Genomic DNA, 17959 nt, shown 5'->3' with positions numbered 1-17959 from the left:
GTCGTCCCCTATTAGAAACGATAATGATTAAGATTTACACTTTTTAATTCTGCAAGCGCGCATGGAGACTGCACTCAAGATGAGAACGGGTATCCTTAGGGACGAGGACGTGGCTGAAGTCCAATCCCCTGATAGAGAAAGGTTTTTTTCCTTCACCTCGGGTGATCGCGAGTTGATCGCCAGCGGTGTGCTACAGCGAGTCGACATACCTGCGGTCAATGGCGCCGAGGCCGGCAGCCTGTTCCAGAAAACTGTCGAACAAGCCTTTGAGCGGGCTCGAAGAGCAGGGCAGGGCAACCCGGTCATCGTGGGTGCCATCCCGTTCGATCCCGCCGAGGCCTCTTGCCTGTATGTCCCGGAGCACGCGCAGTGGCGTGTCCCTGCCGGGGCCGAGCCAGGCACCGCTGGCGCTCTGCCGGCGGTGGTCGAGCAGCGGAACATTCCTGGCGAACATGCCTTCAAGCGTTCGGTCGAGCATGCCATCGTCAACTTCCGCCACAGCGACGTCCGCAAGGCGGTGCTGTCGGTGCAACGTGAACTGGTGTTCGCGCAGGACGTGGACGTGGACGTCATGCAGCGCAACCTGCGCGCTCAGAACAGCAGCGGCTACCACTTCCGCGTGCCAATGGCCGACGGCGCCACGTTGCTGGGCGTCAGCCCGGAGCTGCTGGTGCGCAAGGACGGCTTGAGCTTCGTCTCCAATCCGCTGGCAGGGTCCGCCAGGCGCATGGCCGATGCCGAGGACGACCGGCGCAATGCCCAGTGGCTCGCCGCGTCGGAAAAGGATCACTACGAGCATGGGTTCGTCACCCAGGACATTGCCGCCCGCGTTGGCGAACTGTGCACGCAGCTCGATGTGCCCCAGCGGCCCTCGCTGATCAGCACCGCTGCGCTGTGGCATCTGTCGACGCGTATCGAAGGCACCTTGTCCGATCCGACGGTATCAGCCCTGCAACTGGCCTGCCGCCTGCACCCGACGCCTGCCGTATGCGGTTTCCCGACCGAACTGGCGCGACGGCTGATCCGTTTTGTCGAGCCTTCCGAGCGCGGCCTGTTCACCGGCATGGTGGGTTGGTGCGATGCCCAGGGCAATGGCGAGTGGGTGGTGACCATCCGCTGCGGCACGGTCAAGCGCAACCGTGTGAGGTTGTTCGCCGGCGCCGGCATCGTCGAGGCCTCGCAGCCCGACGCCGAATGGGCGGAAGTCCAGACCAAGCTGGGCACCATGCTGCGTGCCTGCGGATTGCTCCATCAACCCGAAACTATCGACGTGTGAAACCATGACCCTTGAATTCAACCACTGGCCACAAGATCGAGCCCAACGCTATCGCGACAAGGGCTACTGGGTCGACCAGCCGCTGACCCAGATTCTCCACGACCGCAGCCATGCCCAGCCGCAGGCGCTGGCGATCATCTGCGGTGAGCGACGCTTCACCTATGGCGAGCTCGACAAGCTGTCGTCAAACCTGGCCTCGCGCCTGGCCGAGCAGGGGCTGGGGCAGGGCGACACGGCGCTGGTGCAGCTGCCCAATGTCGCCGAGTTCTACATCGTGCTGTTTGCCCTGCTCAAGGCCGGCATCGCGCCGCTCAATGCGCTCTTCAGCCACCGCAAGCTGGAGCTCACGGGCTACGCCCGGCAAATCCTGCCCAAGGTGCTGATCGCCTCGCGTGAACATGAGCTGTTCCGCGATGACAGCTACGTCCCGCTCTTCGAGCAGGTTGGCTCGAGCCCGCGGGTCACCTTGCTGATGGGCGAGTCTCGCGCTGGCAACAGTCTTGCGCAGTGGATCGGGCAACCGGTCAGCCGGACGGTCGAGTTTGCCCCGACCGCTGCCGACCAGGTCGCATTGTTCCAGCTCTCGGGGGGGAGTACCGGCACGCCGAAACTGATTCCGCGTACCCACAACGACTACCACTACAATGCCCGCGCCTGCGCCGAGATCTGCGCGCTGACAGCCCATACGCGTTTCCTTTGCGCAGTTCCCGCGGCGCACAACTTCCTGCTCAGCTCACCGGGCGCCCTGGGCGTGTTCCATGCCGGCGGCTGCGTGATCATGGCCGCCAATCCAGAGCCGCTGAGCTGCTTCGAGCTGGTCCAGCGTCATGAGATCAATACCGTTGCCCTGGTGCCAAGCGCCGTCGCCCTGTGGCTGCAGGCGGCGCCAGAACGCCGTGAGCAATTGCAATCGCTCGAGTACCTCCAGGTAGGCGGCGCGGTGTTCGCTGATTCCCTGGCCCGGCAGGTGCCCGGTGTGCTCGGCTGCCAGCTGCAGCAGGTATTCGGCATGGCCGAGGGGCTGATCAACTACACCCGCCTGGACGACAGCGACGAGCAGATCTTCACCACCCAGGGCCGGCCGATCAGCCCGGACGACGAGATCAAGATTGTCGACGAACACGGCCAGGCCGTGCCGGTCGGCGAGACCGGCATGATTGCCACGCGCGGCCCGTATACGTTCTGCGGCTATTACAAAAGCCCGGAGCAGAATGCCCAGGCCTTCGACGAGGACGGCTTCTACTACTCTGGCGACCTCGTGCAACTGACCCCCACGGGGGACCTGCGCGTCGTTGGCAGGATCAAGGACCAGGTCAACCGCGGCGGCGAAAAAGTCGCCTCGGAAGAGATCGAAAACCTGATCGTCCTGCACCCTGATGTCACCCACGCGGGCATTGTCGCCATGCCTGACGAGGCACTGGGTGAAAAAAGCTGCGCTTACGTCGTGTCGCGCAACCCGGCACTCAAGGCGCCGGCGCTCAGGCGCCATCTGCTGGAACTGGGGATCGCCGAGTACAAGCTCCCCGACCGCATTCGCCTGATCGACGTCATGCCGCTCACGGCAGTGGGCAAGATCGACAAGAAGCAACTGCGCCACCTGCTGGCGGTGGAAACCACCCGAACCTGGTTGCAGACCCGCTTGCTGCAATTGATCGAGGACGGTGAAGAGCTCGATCCAGAGGAAAACCTGATTTTCTACGGCCTCGACTCGCTGCACGTGATGAAGCTGGCCGCCGAGCTGAAGGCACGCAGCGTAGCGGTGAGCTTTGAAGAGCTGGCCGGTTCGCCAACCCTGGCCAGCTGGTGGTCACTCGTGGAGTCGCGCCAGAAGGCCGCCTGACCCACCGCCGCGGGCCGTGCCGGAACAGGCTCGGCCCGCCATGTCGATTTACAAGGAGTTGGATATGACATTGTCTTCTGCCGATCAAACGCGGCTGGATGAGTTCTGGCAGCATTGCCTGAAGAACCAGTATTTCAATATCGGCTACCCGGAAAACGCCGACTTCGACTACTCCGACCTGCATCGCTTCCTGCGCTTCTCCATCAACAACTGCGGGGACTGGGGCGAGCACAGCAACTACCTGCTCAATTCCTTCGACTTCGAAAAGGACGTCATGGCGTACTTCTCGAAGCTGTTCAACATCCGTCACGAAGACAGCTGGGGCTACGTCACCAACGGCGGTACCGAGGGCAACATGTTCGGGTGCTACCTGGCGCGGGAACTGTTTCCCGATGGCACCCTGTACTATTCGAAGGACACTCACTACTCGGTGGCGAAAATCGTCAAGCTGCTACGCATCAAGTGCCGGGCAGTCGAATCATTGCCCAACGGCGAGATCGATTACGACGATCTGCTGGCAAAGATCGCCGCGGACCAGGAACGCCACCCGATCATCTTTGCCAACATCGGCACGACGATGCGCGGCGCGGTGGATAACATCACCCTTATTCAACAGCGTCTGCAGCAAGCGGGCATCGCCCGCCAGAACTACTACCTGCATGCCGATGCCGCGCTTAGCGGGATGATCCTGCCCTTTGTCGACGAGCCCCAGGCCTTTACCTTTGCTGATGGCATCGACTCCATCTGCGTCTCCGGGCACAAGATGATCGGCTCGCCCATTCCCTGCGGTATCGTGGTGGCCAAGCGCGAGAACGTCGAGCGCATCTCGGTGGAGGTCGACTATATCTCGGCCAAGGACAAGACCATCAGCGGATCCCGCAACGGCCATACTCCTCTGATCATGTGGGCGGCGCTGCGCACTCACTCGCTAGCCCAGTGGCGCGGTCGGGTCAGGCACAGCCTGGACGCCGCGCAATATTCGGTCGACCGGATGCAAGCCGCTGGCATCCCTGCCTGGCGCAATGACAATTCCATCACCGTGGTTTTCCCGTGTCCGTCGGCGAGGATCGCCACCAAGTATTGCCTGGCGACTTCTGGCAAGACCGCGCACTTGATCACCACGCCGCATCATCAGGACAACAGCATGCTCGATGCTCTGATCGATGAGGTCATTGCCGAGTCGCAGCCAGAACCCTGGCGGGTCAAGCGCCTGGATGACGAGCGCTGGAGGGCGCAACAGCACCAGACGCCGGCACGGATCGTCCATCCGCGTTTTGACGTTATCTGACACCTTCATTTCCGACCTTCACCATTGCTGAGCTGATTCGAGACCATCATCATGTCGCAACTCAAATCGCCTGAAGCCTGTACCAGCCTTGCCGACATCCGGGCTGGTATCGACTTTCACGATCGCCAGATCTTCGAGGCGCTGGAAAAACGTCTGGGCTACGTCAAGGCCGCCGTGCAATTCAAGGCCAACGAACAGGCCATCCCGGCCCCTGAGCGGGTCGCCGCGATGCTTGAGGAACGGCTTGAGTGGGCGGCCAGCGCCGGGTTCGACCCGCAATTCATCGAGGCATTGTTCGGGCAGATCATCCACTGGAATATCCAGCAGCAGATCCAGCATTGGCGTTCGATCCATCCGGCGAGCGCCTGATCGACGAATGCCCGCACCTTGGGCAAAACAAAACGCCCCGCAATTGCGGGGCGTTTTGTTTATGCAAACCGCGTATTCAGTCCAGCAGATCAGCAGGTACCTGCCCGCCATTTTGCGAGAGCTTGGTCAGCACGGCCTTGTGCAGCCAGATGTTCATGGCGGCGGAGTCCTCGGTCGAGCCCGTGTAGCCAAGCTCCTTGGCCAGGTCCTTGCGGTTGGACAGGCTGCTGTCGATGTCCAGCAGCTTGAGCAGGTCGACGATCGAGGTCTTCCAGTTCAGTTTTTCACCGCTTTGCGCGGCCAGGCCGTCGAGCTTGGCGCCGACATCCACCGGCGCGGCGGCGGACGCTGTTGGCGCAGGTGCCGCCGTAGGGGCGGCTGGAGCGGCAGGGGCGGAGCCGGCATCAGGAGTGCTGGCCGGCGTTGTGGTGTCGGCCTTGGCTTTATGTCCAATGCCCAGTTTTTCCAAGATGGTACCGAAAAGGCTCATGGTGATTCCTCGTAGTGATTGGTTGAGTCTGGCCACCTGTCACGGTGTGACACGCGGCCACTTGCCGGGTCCAGCAATCAACGATTTTTAAGCGGATCATTCTTGCCCAGGGTGTCCTGGTGAGGCAGCGATCCTGGTTCGCTTTGAACGTCTACATCAGTACGGCGCACCGTCTCGCGCACTGTCTCCTTGTGATCGGACGACTGTTTGCCCACGGTGACTTCTTCGACTACCCGTGCGGACTTCTCCACAACGGCCTCTTCAGCGGTTTCCTGGATCTCGATCGAACCCGCCTTGAAGCTGTTCAGCTCGCCTGCCGTTGCTGGACGATCAACCGGGCGACGCTGAATGTCAGCATGTTCCTCGTGCAGGTTCACGGTTTCTTCAACCGGACGCTCGGTGATGCGTGAGACAACCCGGACACGGCCGGTATTGAGCTCACGCTTACCGACGCGAACCTGTTCTTCAATCACCGGAATGGAGGTGCGGCCTGCGAGCCCATCGGTCTGGCGATCCACTACTTCGGCGCGATCGGCCCCTAGATGGGTACCGGCGATGTGTGCCGTCACGCCTTGGGAAGGGTAACCGGTCCCATCACTGCTCCAGGCCGCCACGCGTTCGTCGATATCGATCGCGCCATTATGCTCCAGGATTTCTTCAACGAGTTCTGCCTGTACCTCGGTGGCGGCAGTCACGGTCAGCACGGCGGCGCCTCGGCGGTAAGCCTCAGGGTAGGCTTCGGCATAGCGATGGGGTTTGTCGCTATCCGTTTCGTCACTGCCAAACAGCGAGCGGAAAAAATGACTGACCTTGTGCCCGAACGAGTCGTCATGCGGCTCGCTATGACCTGCTGCTCCAGTGGTGGTGCCCGAGGCATGCAGCTCGGACGACGACAGTTCGATGTCGCTTTGCGGCACCCGCTGGGCCAGAAGCTGGGATTGGGCGGCCTGGGCTTCGGCCAACGTATCGAATGCTGCAACCAGTGTATGAGTCATGGATCTTTCTCTCTCGTTGCTAGTAGGAATAGGGTGATCGTGGAGGGCGGCACGCTCTGTTGTCCGGTCAGCGGCAGTGAATGCGCGGTGCTTGAGCACTACCGTTTCCGACCGCAAGGTCACGTGCTCGGTAGAGGGCGCTTCGTCCACGTGTTGCCTGATGTGCAGCTCTTCCTTCAGAACCAGGCGTTTCTCGACGACAAGGACTTCTTCAAGGACAGGAATGATGGTGAGGCCGTTTTCGGTGCGGACCTGAGGAGGATTGGCAGCATCCACCTCGGTGCCGACCGGCACTCTTTCAACGGACGCATTGCAGGTTTTCAGGCTTTCGGACACCACATGGTCCTGGGAATGCACCTGCTTCTCGACGGTGGTGACACCTGTCGTGACAGTGCGTTTCACAACGTTCGCGACTTCTTCCAGAACCGGGATCGTGTCGTCGCCAGGCGGCGCGTTGAAGCTCTCCATAAACCACTCGTTACCTTTGATGAATCGCGGCTGCTATAGAGCTGAGTGGCCTGCCGGCGGATCGGTTCAAACGAATTTCATCGCTTGTGTCTCACCGGAAAGCGTTTACGGATGAACTACCATTGCTGCATACGTCCGAGATCGTTGGGAGGGTTCGTTCATGCTTGCGCAAATTCCACCTGCGTTGCAGAGCCTGCAACTGCCATTGCGACTCAAGCTTTGGGATGGCAATCACTTCGACCTGGGCCCCAGCCCGCTGGTAACCATCCTGATAAAGGAGCCACAACTCATCCAGCAGTTGACCCATCCGAGCCTGAACGAGCTGGGGGCCGCGTTCGTCGAGGGCAAGCTTGAACTGGAGGGCAGTATTGGCGAGGCCATCCGGGTGTGCGATGAACTCAGCGAAGCCTTGCTCACTGATGAAGTTGATGAAAATCCCGAGCGACTGGCACATGACAAGCAGACGGACGCCGAGGCCATCGCTTATCACTACGACCTCTCCAATGAGTTCTATCAGCTCTGGCTCGACCAGGACATGGCTTACTCCTGTGCCTATTTCAAGGAACCCGACAACACCCTGGATGAGGCCCAGCAGGACAAGTTCGATCACCTGTGCCGCAAGCTGCGCTTGCAGGGCGGGGAGTACCTGCTGGATGTGGGCTGTGGTTGGGGCGGCCTGGCGCGGTTTGCTGCTCGCGAGTACGGCGTCAAGGTGTTCGGGATCACCCTCAGCAAGGAGCAGCTGAAGCTGGCGGGCCAGCGGGTGAAGGAGGAAAAACTGGCCGACAAGGTCGAGCTGCAGATTCTCGACTACCGGGATCTGCCGCAGGATGGCCGCTTCGACAAGGTCGTCAGTGTCGGCATGTTCGAGCACGTGGGCCATGCCAACCTGGCGCTGTACTGCCAGCGCCTGTTCGGGGCTGTTCGCGAAGGTGGCCTGGTGATGAACCACGGGATTACCGCCCGGCATGTGGATGGTCGTCCCGTGGGGCGGGGAGGGGGCGAGTTCATCAACAGCTATGTCTTCCCCCACGGCGAGCTGCCTCATCTGTCGATGATCAGCGCGCAGCTGAGCGAAGCAGGTCTTGAGGTGGTCGATGTCGAGAGCCTGCGGCTGCACTACGCCAAGACCTTGAACCACTGGAGCGAGCGGCTGGAAAACCAGCTTCACAAGGCGTCGGCGATGGTGCCTGACAAAACCCTGCGCATCTGGAGGCTGTACCTCGCCGGCTGCGCCTATGCCTTCTCCAAGGGCTGGATCAACCTGCACCAGATCCTGGCCGTCAAGGCCTATCCCGATGGGCGCCATGACCTGCCATGGACCCGCGAAGACCTCTACCGATAGGTCGCCTAGAGGATCGGTGAAATGAGCCGGGCAATGCGCATCCCCAGTTGCTGCAAACGATGGGTATCCCGGCTGTCCTCATGGGTGATTTCCCGTGACTGGTCGAAGTCGTGCAGGAGCATGGCTTCGACCTGATCGGCAAATGCCCGGTCGACGGTCAGCAGCATGATTTCGAAGTTGAGGCGAAACGAGCGGTTGTCCAGGTTGGCACTGCCAATGGCGCTGACTTCATCATCGATGAGCACGACCTTCTGGTGCAGGAAGCCGGGCCCGTACCTGAACAGGCGTACCCCGGCGCGCACCGCCTCGAATGCGAAGAGGCTGGAGGCGGCATAGACAATCCGGTGGTCAGGACGCGAGGGAATCAGGACCCGTACGTCCACCCCCCGCAGCACCGCAAGGCGCAGCGCAGCGAACACCGCTTCATCGGGGATGAAATACGGGCTGGTGATCCAGATGCGCGTGGTGGCCGAGTGTATCGCTTCGAGGAAGAACAGCGCGCAGGTTTCCTGCGGATCGGCCGGACCACTGGCCAGCACTTGGCAAAGCACGCCATCGTCGGGGTAGGTGTCCTGAAGGATCAACGGCGGCAATTGCCGCGTGGCCCAGTACCAGTCTTCAGCGAAGGATTCCTGCAGACACGCCAGCACGGGACCGCTGACTTGCAGGTGGGTATCGCGCCACGGCGATAACCTGGGATTGCCACCGAGGTACTCATCACCCACGTTCAGCCCACCGAGAAACCCCACCAGTCCGTCGGTCACCACGATCTTTCGGTGATTGCGAAAATTCACCTGGAACCGGTTGAACCAGCCCCGGCGTGTGGAAAAGGCTCGCGCCTCGACACCGCCATCGCGCAGCGCCTGGACATAGCGACCGGGAAGGGCATGGCTGCCGATGCTGTCATAGAGGACATAGACACGAACGCCCTCGGCCGCCTTGCGCAGCAGCAAGCGTTGCAGCTCACGGCCGATCGCATCGTCATGAATGATGAAGAACTGCACCAGAACGATTTGGCGTGCCCCCGCGATCGCCTCAAAAATCGCGTTGAATGTCGCGTCGCCGTCTATCAGCAGTTGCACCTGGTTGTTGGCCAGGCACGGCATGCGTCCCAGCTTGGGTAACGCCCGCAACGCTGCGTAAGAGTCGGATTGCCTGGCCGCCAGGGCTTCCTCAACCCAAGGCCGCCAGTTAAGGCTGGCCATGGCTACATGCATTTCCTGGTTTGCCTGGCGCCTGGCCTTGATATAGGCATTGAATGAGCGGGCGCCGAAGACCAGGTAAGGGACCAGCGTCAGGTAAGGAATGAACAGCAGCGACAGGGCCCAGGCAATCGCGCCTTGGGCGGTCCGTACGGTGAACACCGCATGCAGGGCGGCGATGCCGCCCAGCAGGTGTACCAGGCCTACGAGGTAACCAAAGAAGTAGGGGCTGTGATAATCCATACACTTCCTGCTGTCGATGAGCACTGCCGCTAACAGAGCATGTTCCTGCTACCCGTTGCAACCGAAAGCGAAAATACTCGTCTAACCTCGTGACCGGCGCGGGGCCGGACTACGAGGAGCTTCAGATGAATATTCGCCGGCCAGTGTTCGCCTTGATGATTGCTCTCTGCAGCCCATTGGCAAGTGCGCAGATGCTGCAGCCGGGGTTATGGGAATTGACCACCAGCAATATGGAAGTGGACGGCAAGCCTTTGCCGGACATGGCGTTCATGCTGGGCCAATTGAAGAACCTGCCTCCCGAACAGCGGGCCAAGATGGAGAGCGTCCTGTCCAGGCAGGGCATCACCCTGGCGGGCAATGGCGTGCGTTCATGCCTGACCCCCGAGCAGGTCCAAAGCAACGACATCCCTCTGCAGGATCCACAGTCGGGATGTACCCAGCGCATCACCGAGCGTAACGGCGACGTCTGGAAATTCGAGTTCAGCTGTCCCAAGGCTCAGGGAAACGGCGAGGCGACTTTCCTTAATGATCGCGAGTTCAATACACGGGTCAACGGCACCTTCAACGTGTCAGGCGTTCAGCAGCAGGGCAGCATGAATACCCGTGCAGTCTGGCTAGGTGCAGACTGCGGTTCGATCAAGCCACGCACCTGAGTCTGCGCTTACCAGTTCCACAGGCTGCTTGCGACGGCATCATGGGCATGCAGGCTCTCGGCATGTTCCACGCGAACACTGAACCCGTCGATCCACGGTTGGGAGCGTATCGCCTGATGCAGTCGTCGAGCAGCATCTTCGCAGAACATCAGGTTCTGCCCGTTGGCGAGCGCGAAGGCCTGTTCATCGGCACGCTTCACGGCGGTCTGCACCGCGGTTGCAAGAGATGCTTCAGCCAGGTTGATCAATTCTTCCACGGGGAATGAGTCTTGGGCGTGAGTCAGGCGAATGCCCAGGCACGCCTTGCTGCGCTGGCTGTGGGGCGTGGCAACAATTCCTTCGCTTGTCCCCAGCCATTTTAGAAGCGACTCATGGTCCAGGGCGCGGTTGGCGAAATCCTGCAAAAACTGTTGCTGGATCAACTGACGGGCCAGTGCCGCCGAGCACGGGCATGTGGATGAATAGGGCAATTCCACAAATAGTTCCACGTGGAACACTTTGCGTTCCAAACGTGCTTTTACTCGGACCGGATAGCTTTTCCAGCCCGCCAGTGGGCTGACCAAGGCTGGCCGCTTGAGCATCAGGTTGAAGGATAGATCGAGAAAAGCGCAACTCGACAGCCCTTGATGTCCCTCCAAAAAGTTCTCCAGCAGCCGACGCAGCAATGCAGGGCTCAGCTCCTGATGCTCGAGTGCCTCAAGGGCGAGGTATAAGCGCGACATATGAATGCCACGTGCTCCGCTGTCATCCAGGTCCACGGCCGCATCCGCATGCCCAGCAACGGTGTCCGACTGAAAGCGGAGGGGCAAGGCAATTCCGCGCATGCCTACCCAGTCCAGCGGCGTCGCGATTCGACCAGGCTGAACAGCGATATCAGGGAGATGCAAATTTGTCATGGTGTGGCCCTTCATCTGATTTGACCAATACTGCTTGGCGTTATAGCTTCGTTATAATATAACATTGCCAATCGCATCGTTCGAATGCGTCGCCACGATGAGGAACCGCCATGCCAGACCGCCTACCCGTTACCGTGCTCTCCGGATTTCTCGGCGCTGGTAAAAGCACGTTGCTCAACCATGTATTACGCAACCGCGATGACCTTCGGGTAGCCGTGATCGTCAACGACATGAGCGAGATCAACATCGACGCCAGTGAAGTCCAGCGCAATGTCAGCCTGAACCGCGCCGAGGAAAAGCTGATCGAAATGAGCAACGGCTGCATCTGCTGCACCTTGCGAGAAGACCTGCTCGCAGAAGTTGCCCGACTGGCCCAGGAGGGCCGCTTCGACTACCTGCTGATCGAATCCACCGGCATATCCGAACCGTTGCCGGTTGCCGAGACGTTCACCTTTCGTGACGAGCTAGGACGTAGCCTGTCAGACCTGGCGCGCCTGGACACGATGGTCACGGTGGTCGATGGGCTGAACTTCCTGCATGACTACCAGGCAGCCGATAGCCTCGCCAGTCACGGCGAAACGCTGGGCGAGGACGATGAGCGCTCGATCAGCGACCTGCTCATCGAGCAGGTCGAATTCGCAGACGTGATCCTGCTGAGCAAGATCGACCTGATCAGCCAGCACGACCGGGAAGAGCTCATGGCGATCTTGCGCGGGCTCAACGCCAAGGCCCAGATCGTGCCCATGGTGATGGGCGAGGTAGCGCTGGAACGGATTATCGATACCGGGCTGTTTGACTTCGAGCACGCAGCCCAGGCGCCAGGATGGCTACAGGTGCTGCGCGGCGAACATGTGGCCGAGACCGACGAATACGGGATAGCAGCCGGTACCTGGCAGGCGCGAAGGCCGCTGCACCCTCAGCGCTTCTTCGATTTTATCCACAGGCCATGGGTCAATGGCCGACTGCTGCGCTCCAAGGGTTTTTTCTGGCTTGCCAGCAAGCCTCAAGAGGCGGGTAGCTGGTCCCAGGCCGGCGGGATGATGCGTCATGGCTTCGCTGGACGCTGGGCAGATGACGGCAGTGATTGCAGACAGGAGCTGGTGTTCATCGGCCAGGGTATCGTGTTCCCGTCACTCTACGATGATCTCGATGCCTGCCTGCTGACTGATAGCGAGATGGCCTTGGGTAGCCAGGGCTGGGAAACGCTGGCCGATCCCTTCGAGGCTTGGCAACACGAGGATGCTGCCTGATGCGGGTGGTGGCGCGAGGGACCCAGCGTCGACAGGTGACGGGCGAATCCACTCAGGTGATGACCGAAATCCTCCAGGATGACGTCAACCTGGCCGTGTGGCAGCGGCACCTCCCTGCGCAGATCGAAGACTTCGCCCTGCTTGCCCTGAGCCTGGGCAAGCCGCTGGCCGACCACCGTGTGATCAAGGTCGACGAAGCGCAACCCCTGGTGCTGCAAGGGGTGCTTCCCGGCGCGACGGACCTGCAGGGCCATGAAGGCTTTTGCGCCGATGTCGCCTGGCTCGTCGACGCTTTTGCCTGCTTGCTCGGCGCCAGGCGTGTGGGGCTGCGCTTGCGTGTGCTGGACAACCCGATGTGCCCGCGTTTTCACGTCGACCAGGTACCGGTGCGGCTGCTGTGCACCTATGCGGGCCGCGGCAGCGAATGGCTCCAGGCGGGGGCCGTGGATCCTGAATGCCTGGCATCGATGCCGGAGCCTGTGGATAACATTCACCGCTTGCAGGCGGGTGACGTCGCTCTGCTCAAGGGTGAGAAGTGGCTAGGTAATGAAGGCGCGGGATTGATCCATCGCTCGCCCCCGTCGCAGGCGGGCGAGCGGCGCTTGTTATTGAGCCTTGACTGGCTGGCCTGAGGCGCCATAGTGGGGAAAATCCCGAAGAATTCATCCCATGCTGCAGAACATCCCCACGCACGTCTTCGCCGGCCCCCTGGGCGCGGGCAAGACCAGTCTCATCCGGCAGCTGCTGGCTCAACGACCCGCGGGCGAGCGCTGGGCGGTTTTGGTCAACGAGTTTGGACAAATCGGTCTCGACGCAGCGCTGCTGAGCGGCGTTGACGACGGCGTTGCCATCAGCGAGGTCGCAGGCGGATGCCTGTGTTGCATCAACGGCGTGCCTTTTCAGGTCGGATTGGGGCGTTTGTTGCGCAAGGCCCGCCCGGATCGCCTGTTGATCGAACCTTCCGGCCTGGGACATCCCGCCGAACTGATCGCGCAGTTGGGAAAATCGCCGTGGACGGGGGTTCTTGATGTGCAGCCCTTGGTCATAGTGCTCGATGGCGCGGCCTTGGCAGCGGGCCAGCAATTGCCGGACGCCCAGCGGGCGGCGCTGGAGATGGCGGCCCTGATAGTTATCAACAAAGCGGAGTCTGTGGATAACTATGCGAGGGCGTTGATAAGTCAGTCATTGCCCGATATTTCTACCCTGTGGACAAACCAAGGGTGGATGAATCTGGAAAATATGCCGCTGAAAAGATATCAACAGGACATGCGCGCACCTGTTGATAAGTCCTTGGCCTCAATGGATACAGCCCCGTCCGGCACCCTGTGGATAAATCCTGCGGTTCCAGTCTGTATTTCACAGCTCGGGGACGGCGGTTGGAGCATTGGTTGGCAATGGCATCCTTCACGACAATTCGATCGAGCTTCTGTGGATAAGTTTTTGGGGCAGTGGAAGTGGAAGCGGGCCAAGCTGGTTATCCACAGCTGCCAGGGATGGCAATCGCTCAACGCCCTGGATGGGCAGGCGACCCCCTGGCAACAAAGTGCATGGCGCCGCGACTCGCGAATCGAGTTGATCTTCGATCAACCGCGGACGCCAGAGGCTCTGCGGCGGGGCTTGCAGGACTGCCTCGCGGATTGATCAATGACGCCAGCGGTTGTGTTCCTGGCGCCACTGGTTCATCTCGATCACGTTGCCGGCGTGGGGTGGTGTCTTGATCTCAAAGGGGTAGGGCGCCAGTTCTATCTGCATCGTATGAGCGCCGAACTGGGTCACCGTCCCCGGGTGGCGTTGCTCGCCGGTCACGGTGAACTCGAAGCCGTAGACCCGCGCCAGGCGCTTGCGGCCATTGGCATCGCGCACCAGGCCGATGCGCTTGAGCGCCACGTTGCCGTCGAGCAGTTCAAGCTCGAGCTTGGCACAGTGCTGCTTGACCCTCTCCAGCGCTTTCTCCCGCAATCCATGGCTGTGCCATAGCCACGCACCCGCCGTCGCCAGCACCATCAGCACGAAGAGGTTCTCAAGGGTCAACATTTGCATAGGCTCCCACCAGGTCGATCCAGCTTAACTGGCTTGCTGGCCTGTCGTACAGGCCATGTTTGACGCCATACTGCGCACCGCACATTTTCCTACAGCTTCGGGTATCACGCATGAAACGTACACCGCACCTGCTCTCAATCCAGTCCCATGTGGTGTTTGGCCACGCCGGAAACAGCGCCGCGGTGTTTCCCATGCAGCGGATAGGCGTAAATGTCTGGCCGCTCAATACCGTGCAGTTCTCCAATCACACCCAGTATGGCCAGTGGGCGGGGGAGGTGCTTGCTCCCGCGCAGATTCCTGCGCTGGTCGAAGGGATCGCCACCATTGGCGAGTTGGGCGACTGCGATGCAATCCTTTCCGGCTACCTGGGCAGTGCAGAGCAGGGGCGGGCGATACTGGCGGGGGTCAAGCGCATCAAGCAGGCCAATCCGCGGGCGCTCTACCTGTGCGACCCGGTCATGGGGCATGCCGAGAAGGGCTGCATCGTCCCGGCCGAGGTCAGTGATTTCCTGTTGCAGCAGGCGGCGGCGGTGGCCGATATCCTGTGCCCCAACCAGCTGGAGCTGGACAGCTTCTGCGGCAGGCAGGCCGAATCGCTCGAGGACTGCGTGGCCATGGCGCGCAGCGTGCTTGCCCGCGGGCCCCAGGCCGTGCTGGTCAAGCACCTGGCCTACCCGGGGCGCGCCGCCGACGCCTTCGAGATGCTGCTGGTGACTGGCGAAGGCAGCTGGCACCTGCGCCGCCCGTTGCTGGCTTTCCCACGTCAGCCGGTGGGCGTGGGCGATCTCACGTCGGGGCTGTTCCTGGCGCGCGTGCTACTGGGTGACACCTGGCTGCAGGCGTTCGAATTCGCCGCGGCGGCGGTCCATGAGGTGCTGCTCGAAACCCAGGCGTGCGCCAGCTATGAGCTGCAGCTGGTGCGCGCCCAGGACCGCATCGCGCACCCGCGGGTGCGTTTCGAGGCCCAGCGGCTGGCGCTTTAAAGCGCGTCGGTCTTGAGGTCCTGGTAACGTTTTTCCAGCTCCTGGCGGATCAGGCGGCGCTGCTTGCCTTGCAGGAACCGACGCTTTTCCTCACTGGATTCGGGTTGGCGCGACGGTACCGGCACCGGCTTGCGGTTGTCGTCCACGGCCACCATGGTGAAGAAGCAGCTGTTGGAATGGCGGACCGAGCGCTCGCGGATATTCTCGGTCACCACCTTGATGCCTACCTCCATCGAGGTGGTGCCGGTGTAGTTGACCGATGCCAGAAACGTCACCAGCTCGCCGACATGCACCGGCTCTCGAAAGATCACCTGGTCCACCGACAAGGTCACCACGTAGGTGCCGGCATAGCGGCTGGCACAGGCGTAGGCCACCTCGTCGAGGTATTTGAGCAGCGTGCCACCGTGTACGTTGCCAGAAAAGTTGGCCATGTCCGGGGTCATCAGGACGGTCATCGACAACTGGGCGTTTCCAGGTTCCATAGTGTGCTCACGGTAGGGTTGCGCGGTTACGGGGCCGGTATCTGCGGACACTTCTGTTCCCCTTGCTGATGGATGCATCTGAATAGGTGCACCCTGAAACGGGACGCCGATCAGCGCCTTGCCGTCACTTGAATCGCGCCATTGCCGGGTGCCGGACGGCCGATCTGTTTCTACATATTGCACCGGGCGTTTGCGGTGGGTCGCGATGTTAACCTGAGTACGGCCTTGTAGTAGGGCCTTTCCTACATTCAAAACAGTATGTACTCGCTGGCAGCCGAGGATCTGGCTTACAGAGGAGCGGTCTTTCCCGTGCATTGAGACAAGGAGTACCACACCGTGCATGCCATCAGTTTTATCCAGGACCTGGCAGTGATCATGCTGGTCGCCGGGGTGGTCACCATCGTGTTTCACCGCTTCAAGCAGCCAGTGGTGCTTGGCTACATCGTGGCCGGCTTCATCATCGGCCCGCATACCCCGCCGTTTGGCCTGATCCACGACGAGGACACGATCAAGACCCTCGCCGAGCTCGGCGTGATCTTCCTGATGTTCTGTCTGGGGCTGGAGTTCAGCCTGCGCAAGCTGTTCAAGGTCGGCGCCACGGCATTCATCGCGGCGTTCCTGGAAATCATCCTGATGATCTGGATCGGCTTCGAGATCGGCCGCTGGTTCGAATGGAGCACCATGGACTCGCTGTTCCTCGGCGCGATCCTGGCGATTTCCTCGACAACCATCATCGTCAAGGCGCTCAACGACCTCAAGATGAAGAACGAGCGCTTTGCCCAGCTGATCTTCGGCGTGCTGATCGTCGAGGACATCCTGGGCATCGGCATCATTGCCCTGCTCTCGGGAATCGCCGTCAGCGGCACGGTCAGCTCTGGCGAGGTGTTCTCGACGGTCGGCAAGCTGTCGCTGTTCATGATCGTCGCGCTGGTCATCGGCATCCTGCTGGTGCCAAGGCTGCTGGCCTACGTGGCAAAGTTCGAAAGCAATGAAATGCTGCTGATCACCGTGCTAGGCCTGTGCTTCGGCTTCTGCCTGCTGGTGGTCAAGCTCGAGTACAGCATGGTGCTGGGCGCCTTCCTGATCGGCGCGATCATGGCCGAATCGCGCCAGCTGCTAAAGATCGAAAGCCTGATCGAGCCGGTCCGCGACCTGTTCAGCGCTATCTTCTTCGTCGCCATCGGCTTGATGATCGACCCGCAGGTACTGGTCGACTACGCCTGGCCGATCGTGGTGATCACCCTCGCGGTGGTGCTGGGCAAGATGTTTTCCTGCGGCGTGGGGGCGTTCATCGCGGGTAACGACGGACGTACCTCGCTCCGGGTTGGCATGGGGCTTTCACAGATTGGCGAATTTTCGTTCATCATTGCGGCATTGGGGATGACCCTGCAGGTGACCAGCGATTTCCTCTACCCCGTCGCGGTGGCGGTGTCGGCGATCACCACCTTGCTGACGCCCTACCTGATCCGTGCGGCAGACCCGCTTTCGATCAAGCTCGGCCGGGTCATGCCAGGGCGTCTGTCGCGGGTGCTTTCGCTGTACGGGGAGTGGTTGCGCAGTATCCAGCCGCACGGAGAGGGCGCCATGCTGGCGTCGATGATCCGGCGCATCCTGTTGCAGGTCGGGGTCAACCTGGCGCTGGTGGTGGCGATCTTCTTCAGTGGGGGGTACTTTGCGGAGCGTATCGGCACCTACCTGAATGAGTGGGTAACCGATATCAGCCAGCAGAAGGCGCTGATCTGGGGCGCGGCGCTGCTGCTGTCGCTACCGTTTTTGATCGCGGCCTACCGCAAGCTCAAGGCGCTGTCGATGTTGCTGGCCGAGATGGGGGTCAAGCCGGAAATGGCGGGCCGCCACACCCAGCGTGTCCGGCGGGTGATCGCCGAAGTGATACCGGTGCTGTCGCTGCTGGTGATCTTCCTGCTGCTGTCGGCGCTGTCCGCGAGCATCCTGCCGACCAACGAGCTGCTGCTGCTGATCGCCGTCGTGGCGGCGGGCGTGGTGGCGCTTCTGTGGCGCTGGTTCATCCGCGTGCACACGCGCATGCAGATCGCCTTGCTGGAGACGCTCGAGAACAACCGGGAGCAGGGTCACTGACCCAGTCCCTGGAACAGGTGGCCAGGCATGCGGGCGCTGGCC

At 61.2% G+C, this 17959-nt stretch carries 17 protein-coding genes; 11 read left to right on the top strand and 6 right to left on the bottom strand.

Going from position 1 to position 17959, the window contains the following annotated elements; translation table 11 throughout:
- Positions 1-79: 79 nt before the first annotated feature.
- From VJS90_RS18830 to VJS90_RS18815, 4 genes are all read left to right on the top strand, one after another.
- Positions 80-1276 carry an isochorismate synthase gene (locus tag VJS90_RS18830; protein WP_414704952.1) on the top strand — a complete coding sequence of 399 codons (1197 nt, stop codon included), beginning with the start codon at positions 80-82 and terminating at the stop codon, positions 1274-1276.
- Positions 1277-1280: 4 nt separating this feature from the next.
- Positions 1281-3116 (top strand): (2,3-dihydroxybenzoyl)adenylate synthase, encoded by a 1836-nt coding sequence (locus VJS90_RS18825; RefSeq protein WP_324123142.1) that lies wholly within the window; start codon positions 1281-1283, stop codon positions 3114-3116.
- A 64-nt stretch (positions 3117-3180) separates the two neighbouring features.
- The gene (locus VJS90_RS18820; RefSeq protein WP_324123141.1) at positions 3181-4404 is read left to right on the top strand and encodes a histidine decarboxylase; all 1224 of its coding nucleotides are present in this window, start codon (positions 3181-3183) and stop codon (positions 4402-4404) included.
- A 51-nt stretch (positions 4405-4455) separates the two neighbouring features.
- Positions 4456-4773 (top strand): isochorismate lyase, encoded by a 318-nt coding sequence (locus VJS90_RS18815; RefSeq protein ID WP_324123140.1) that lies wholly within the window; start codon positions 4456-4458, stop codon positions 4771-4773.
- 76 nt (positions 4774-4849) lie between these two features.
- Here VJS90_RS18815 and VJS90_RS18810 read toward each other — a convergent pair whose 3' ends face one another.
- Both VJS90_RS18810 and VJS90_RS18805 read right to left on the bottom strand, forming a co-directional pair.
- Positions 4850-5263: a DUF3597 domain-containing protein gene (locus VJS90_RS18810; RefSeq protein WP_324123139.1), complete on the bottom strand. Its 414-nt coding sequence runs from the start codon at positions 5261-5263 to the stop codon at positions 4850-4852.
- A gap of 77 nt (positions 5264-5340) precedes the next feature.
- On the bottom strand, positions 5341-6726 hold the full coding sequence (locus tag VJS90_RS18805) for a DUF2382 domain-containing protein (RefSeq protein WP_324123138.1): 1386 nt from the start codon (positions 6724-6726) through the stop codon (positions 5341-5343).
- Positions 6727-6886: 160 nt separating this feature from the next.
- Here VJS90_RS18805 and cfaB point away from each other — a divergent pair, with 160 nt between their 5' ends.
- The gene (gene cfaB / locus VJS90_RS18800; RefSeq protein WP_324123137.1) at positions 6887-8071 is read left to right on the top strand and encodes a C17 cyclopropane fatty acid synthase CfaB; all 1185 of its coding nucleotides are present in this window, start codon (positions 6887-6889) and stop codon (positions 8069-8071) included.
- 5 nt (positions 8072-8076) lie between these two features.
- Here cfaB and cls read toward each other — a convergent pair whose 3' ends face one another.
- Positions 8077-9516, bottom strand: coding sequence for a cardiolipin synthase (cls, locus tag VJS90_RS18795; protein WP_324123136.1), 1440 nt, complete (start codon positions 9514-9516; stop codon positions 8077-8079).
- Positions 9517-9641: 125 nt separating this feature from the next.
- Here cls and VJS90_RS18790 point away from each other — a divergent pair, with 125 nt between their 5' ends.
- Positions 9642-10169, top strand: coding sequence for a DUF3617 domain-containing protein (locus tag VJS90_RS18790; RefSeq protein ID WP_324123135.1), 528 nt, complete (start codon positions 9642-9644; stop codon positions 10167-10169).
- A gap of 8 nt (positions 10170-10177) precedes the next feature.
- Here the strand turns inward: VJS90_RS18790 and folE2 are convergent, their stop codons facing one another.
- Positions 10178-11065, bottom strand: a complete 888-nt coding sequence (gene folE2 / locus VJS90_RS18785) for a GTP cyclohydrolase FolE2 (protein ID WP_324123252.1) — start codon at positions 11063-11065, stop codon at positions 10178-10180.
- Positions 11066-11175: 110 nt separating this feature from the next.
- Here folE2 and VJS90_RS18780 point away from each other — a divergent pair, with 110 nt between their 5' ends.
- Genes VJS90_RS18780 through VJS90_RS18770 form a run of 3 tightly spaced genes read left to right on the top strand, consistent with a single transcriptional unit; the run spans position 11176 to position 13956 of the window.
- Complete coding sequence (locus tag VJS90_RS18780) at positions 11176-12315, top strand: GTP-binding protein (protein ID WP_324123134.1); 1140 nt, start codon at positions 11176-11178, stop codon at positions 12313-12315.
- Entirely contained in the window at positions 12315-12947 is a 633-nt protein-coding gene (locus tag VJS90_RS18775) for a DUF1826 domain-containing protein (protein WP_324123133.1), read from the top strand. Before VJS90_RS18780 ends, VJS90_RS18775 begins: the two co-directional genes overlap by 1 nt.
- A gap of 37 nt (positions 12948-12984) precedes the next feature.
- Positions 12985-13956 (top strand): CobW-like GTP-binding protein, encoded by a 972-nt coding sequence (locus VJS90_RS18770; protein ID WP_324123132.1) that lies wholly within the window; start codon positions 12985-12987, stop codon positions 13954-13956.
- Here the strand turns inward: VJS90_RS18770 and VJS90_RS18765 are convergent, their stop codons facing one another.
- Positions 13957-14349: a DUF3301 domain-containing protein gene (locus tag VJS90_RS18765; protein ID WP_324123251.1), complete on the bottom strand. Its 393-nt coding sequence runs from the start codon at positions 14347-14349 to the stop codon at positions 13957-13959.
- Between the two features lie 116 nt (positions 14350-14465).
- Here VJS90_RS18765 and pdxY point away from each other — a divergent pair, with 116 nt between their 5' ends.
- A complete protein-coding gene (pdxY, locus tag VJS90_RS18760; RefSeq protein WP_324123131.1) occupies positions 14466-15338 on the top strand; it encodes a pyridoxal kinase PdxY in 873 nt (290 codons plus the stop codon).
- Here the strand turns inward: pdxY and VJS90_RS18755 are convergent.
- Positions 15335-15820, bottom strand: a complete 486-nt coding sequence (locus VJS90_RS18755; protein WP_324123130.1) for an acyl-CoA thioesterase — start codon at positions 15818-15820, stop codon at positions 15335-15337. The two genes, pdxY and VJS90_RS18755, sit on opposite strands and share 4 nt — an antisense overlap.
- Positions 15821-16156: 336 nt before the next feature.
- On the opposite strand from VJS90_RS18755, the gene VJS90_RS18750 reads away from it, so the two are divergent.
- On the top strand, positions 16157-17917 hold the full coding sequence (locus tag VJS90_RS18750; protein ID WP_324123129.1) for a cation:proton antiporter: 1761 nt from the start codon (positions 16157-16159) through the stop codon (positions 17915-17917).
- Positions 17918-17959: the final 42 nt, after the last annotated feature.

Origin of the sequence: Pseudomonas sp. (genome assembly GCF_035277045.1) — a bacterium.
GTDB lineage: Bacteria > Pseudomonadota > Gammaproteobacteria > Pseudomonadales > Pseudomonadaceae > Aquipseudomonas.
The sequence above is the reverse complement of the archived record's forward strand: the minus strand, read 5'-3'. Positions and strand labels throughout refer to the sequence as shown.

Excerpts from the sequence above, each read along its gene's own strand:
- VJS90_RS18765 (WP_324123251.1), bottom strand. The coding sequence starts at position 14,349 with ATGTTGACCCTTGAGAACCTCTTCGTGCTGATGGTGCTGGCGACGGCG.
- VJS90_RS18820 (WP_324123141.1), top strand. The coding sequence starts at position 3,181 with ATGACATTGTCTTCTGCCGATCAAACGCGGCTGGATGAGTTCTGGCAG.
- VJS90_RS18830 (WP_414704952.1), top strand. The coding sequence starts at position 80 with ATGAGAACGGGTATCCTTAGGGACGAGGACGTGGCTGAAGTCCAATCC.
- VJS90_RS18780 (WP_324123134.1), top strand. The coding sequence starts at position 11,176 with ATGCCAGACCGCCTACCCGTTACCGTGCTCTCCGGATTTCTCGGCGCT.
- folE2 (WP_324123252.1), bottom strand. The coding sequence starts at position 11,065 with ATGACAAATTTGCATCTCCCTGATATCGCTGTTCAGCCTGGTCGAATC.
- pdxY (WP_324123131.1), top strand. The coding sequence starts at position 14,466 with ATGAAACGTACACCGCACCTGCTCTCAATCCAGTCCCATGTGGTGTTT.
- VJS90_RS18815 (WP_324123140.1), top strand. The coding sequence starts at position 4,456 with ATGTCGCAACTCAAATCGCCTGAAGCCTGTACCAGCCTTGCCGACATC.
- VJS90_RS18825 (WP_324123142.1), top strand. The coding sequence starts at position 1,281 with ATGACCCTTGAATTCAACCACTGGCCACAAGATCGAGCCCAACGCTAT.
- VJS90_RS18775 (WP_324123133.1), top strand. The coding sequence starts at position 12,315 with ATGCGGGTGGTGGCGCGAGGGACCCAGCGTCGACAGGTGACGGGCGAA.
- VJS90_RS18805 (WP_324123138.1), bottom strand. The coding sequence starts at position 6,726 with ATGGAGAGCTTCAACGCGCCGCCTGGCGACGACACGATCCCGGTTCTG.
- VJS90_RS18770 (WP_324123132.1), top strand. The coding sequence starts at position 12,985 with ATGCTGCAGAACATCCCCACGCACGTCTTCGCCGGCCCCCTGGGCGCG.
- cls (WP_324123136.1), bottom strand. The coding sequence starts at position 9,516 with ATGGATTATCACAGCCCCTACTTCTTTGGTTACCTCGTAGGCCTGGTA.
- VJS90_RS18755 (WP_324123130.1), bottom strand. The coding sequence starts at position 15,820 with ATGGAACCTGGAAACGCCCAGTTGTCGATGACCGTCCTGATGACCCCG.
- VJS90_RS18790 (WP_324123135.1), top strand. The coding sequence starts at position 9,642 with ATGAATATTCGCCGGCCAGTGTTCGCCTTGATGATTGCTCTCTGCAGC.
- cfaB (WP_324123137.1), top strand. The coding sequence starts at position 6,887 with ATGCTTGCGCAAATTCCACCTGCGTTGCAGAGCCTGCAACTGCCATTG.
- VJS90_RS18810 (WP_324123139.1), bottom strand. The coding sequence starts at position 5,263 with ATGAGCCTTTTCGGTACCATCTTGGAAAAACTGGGCATTGGACATAAA.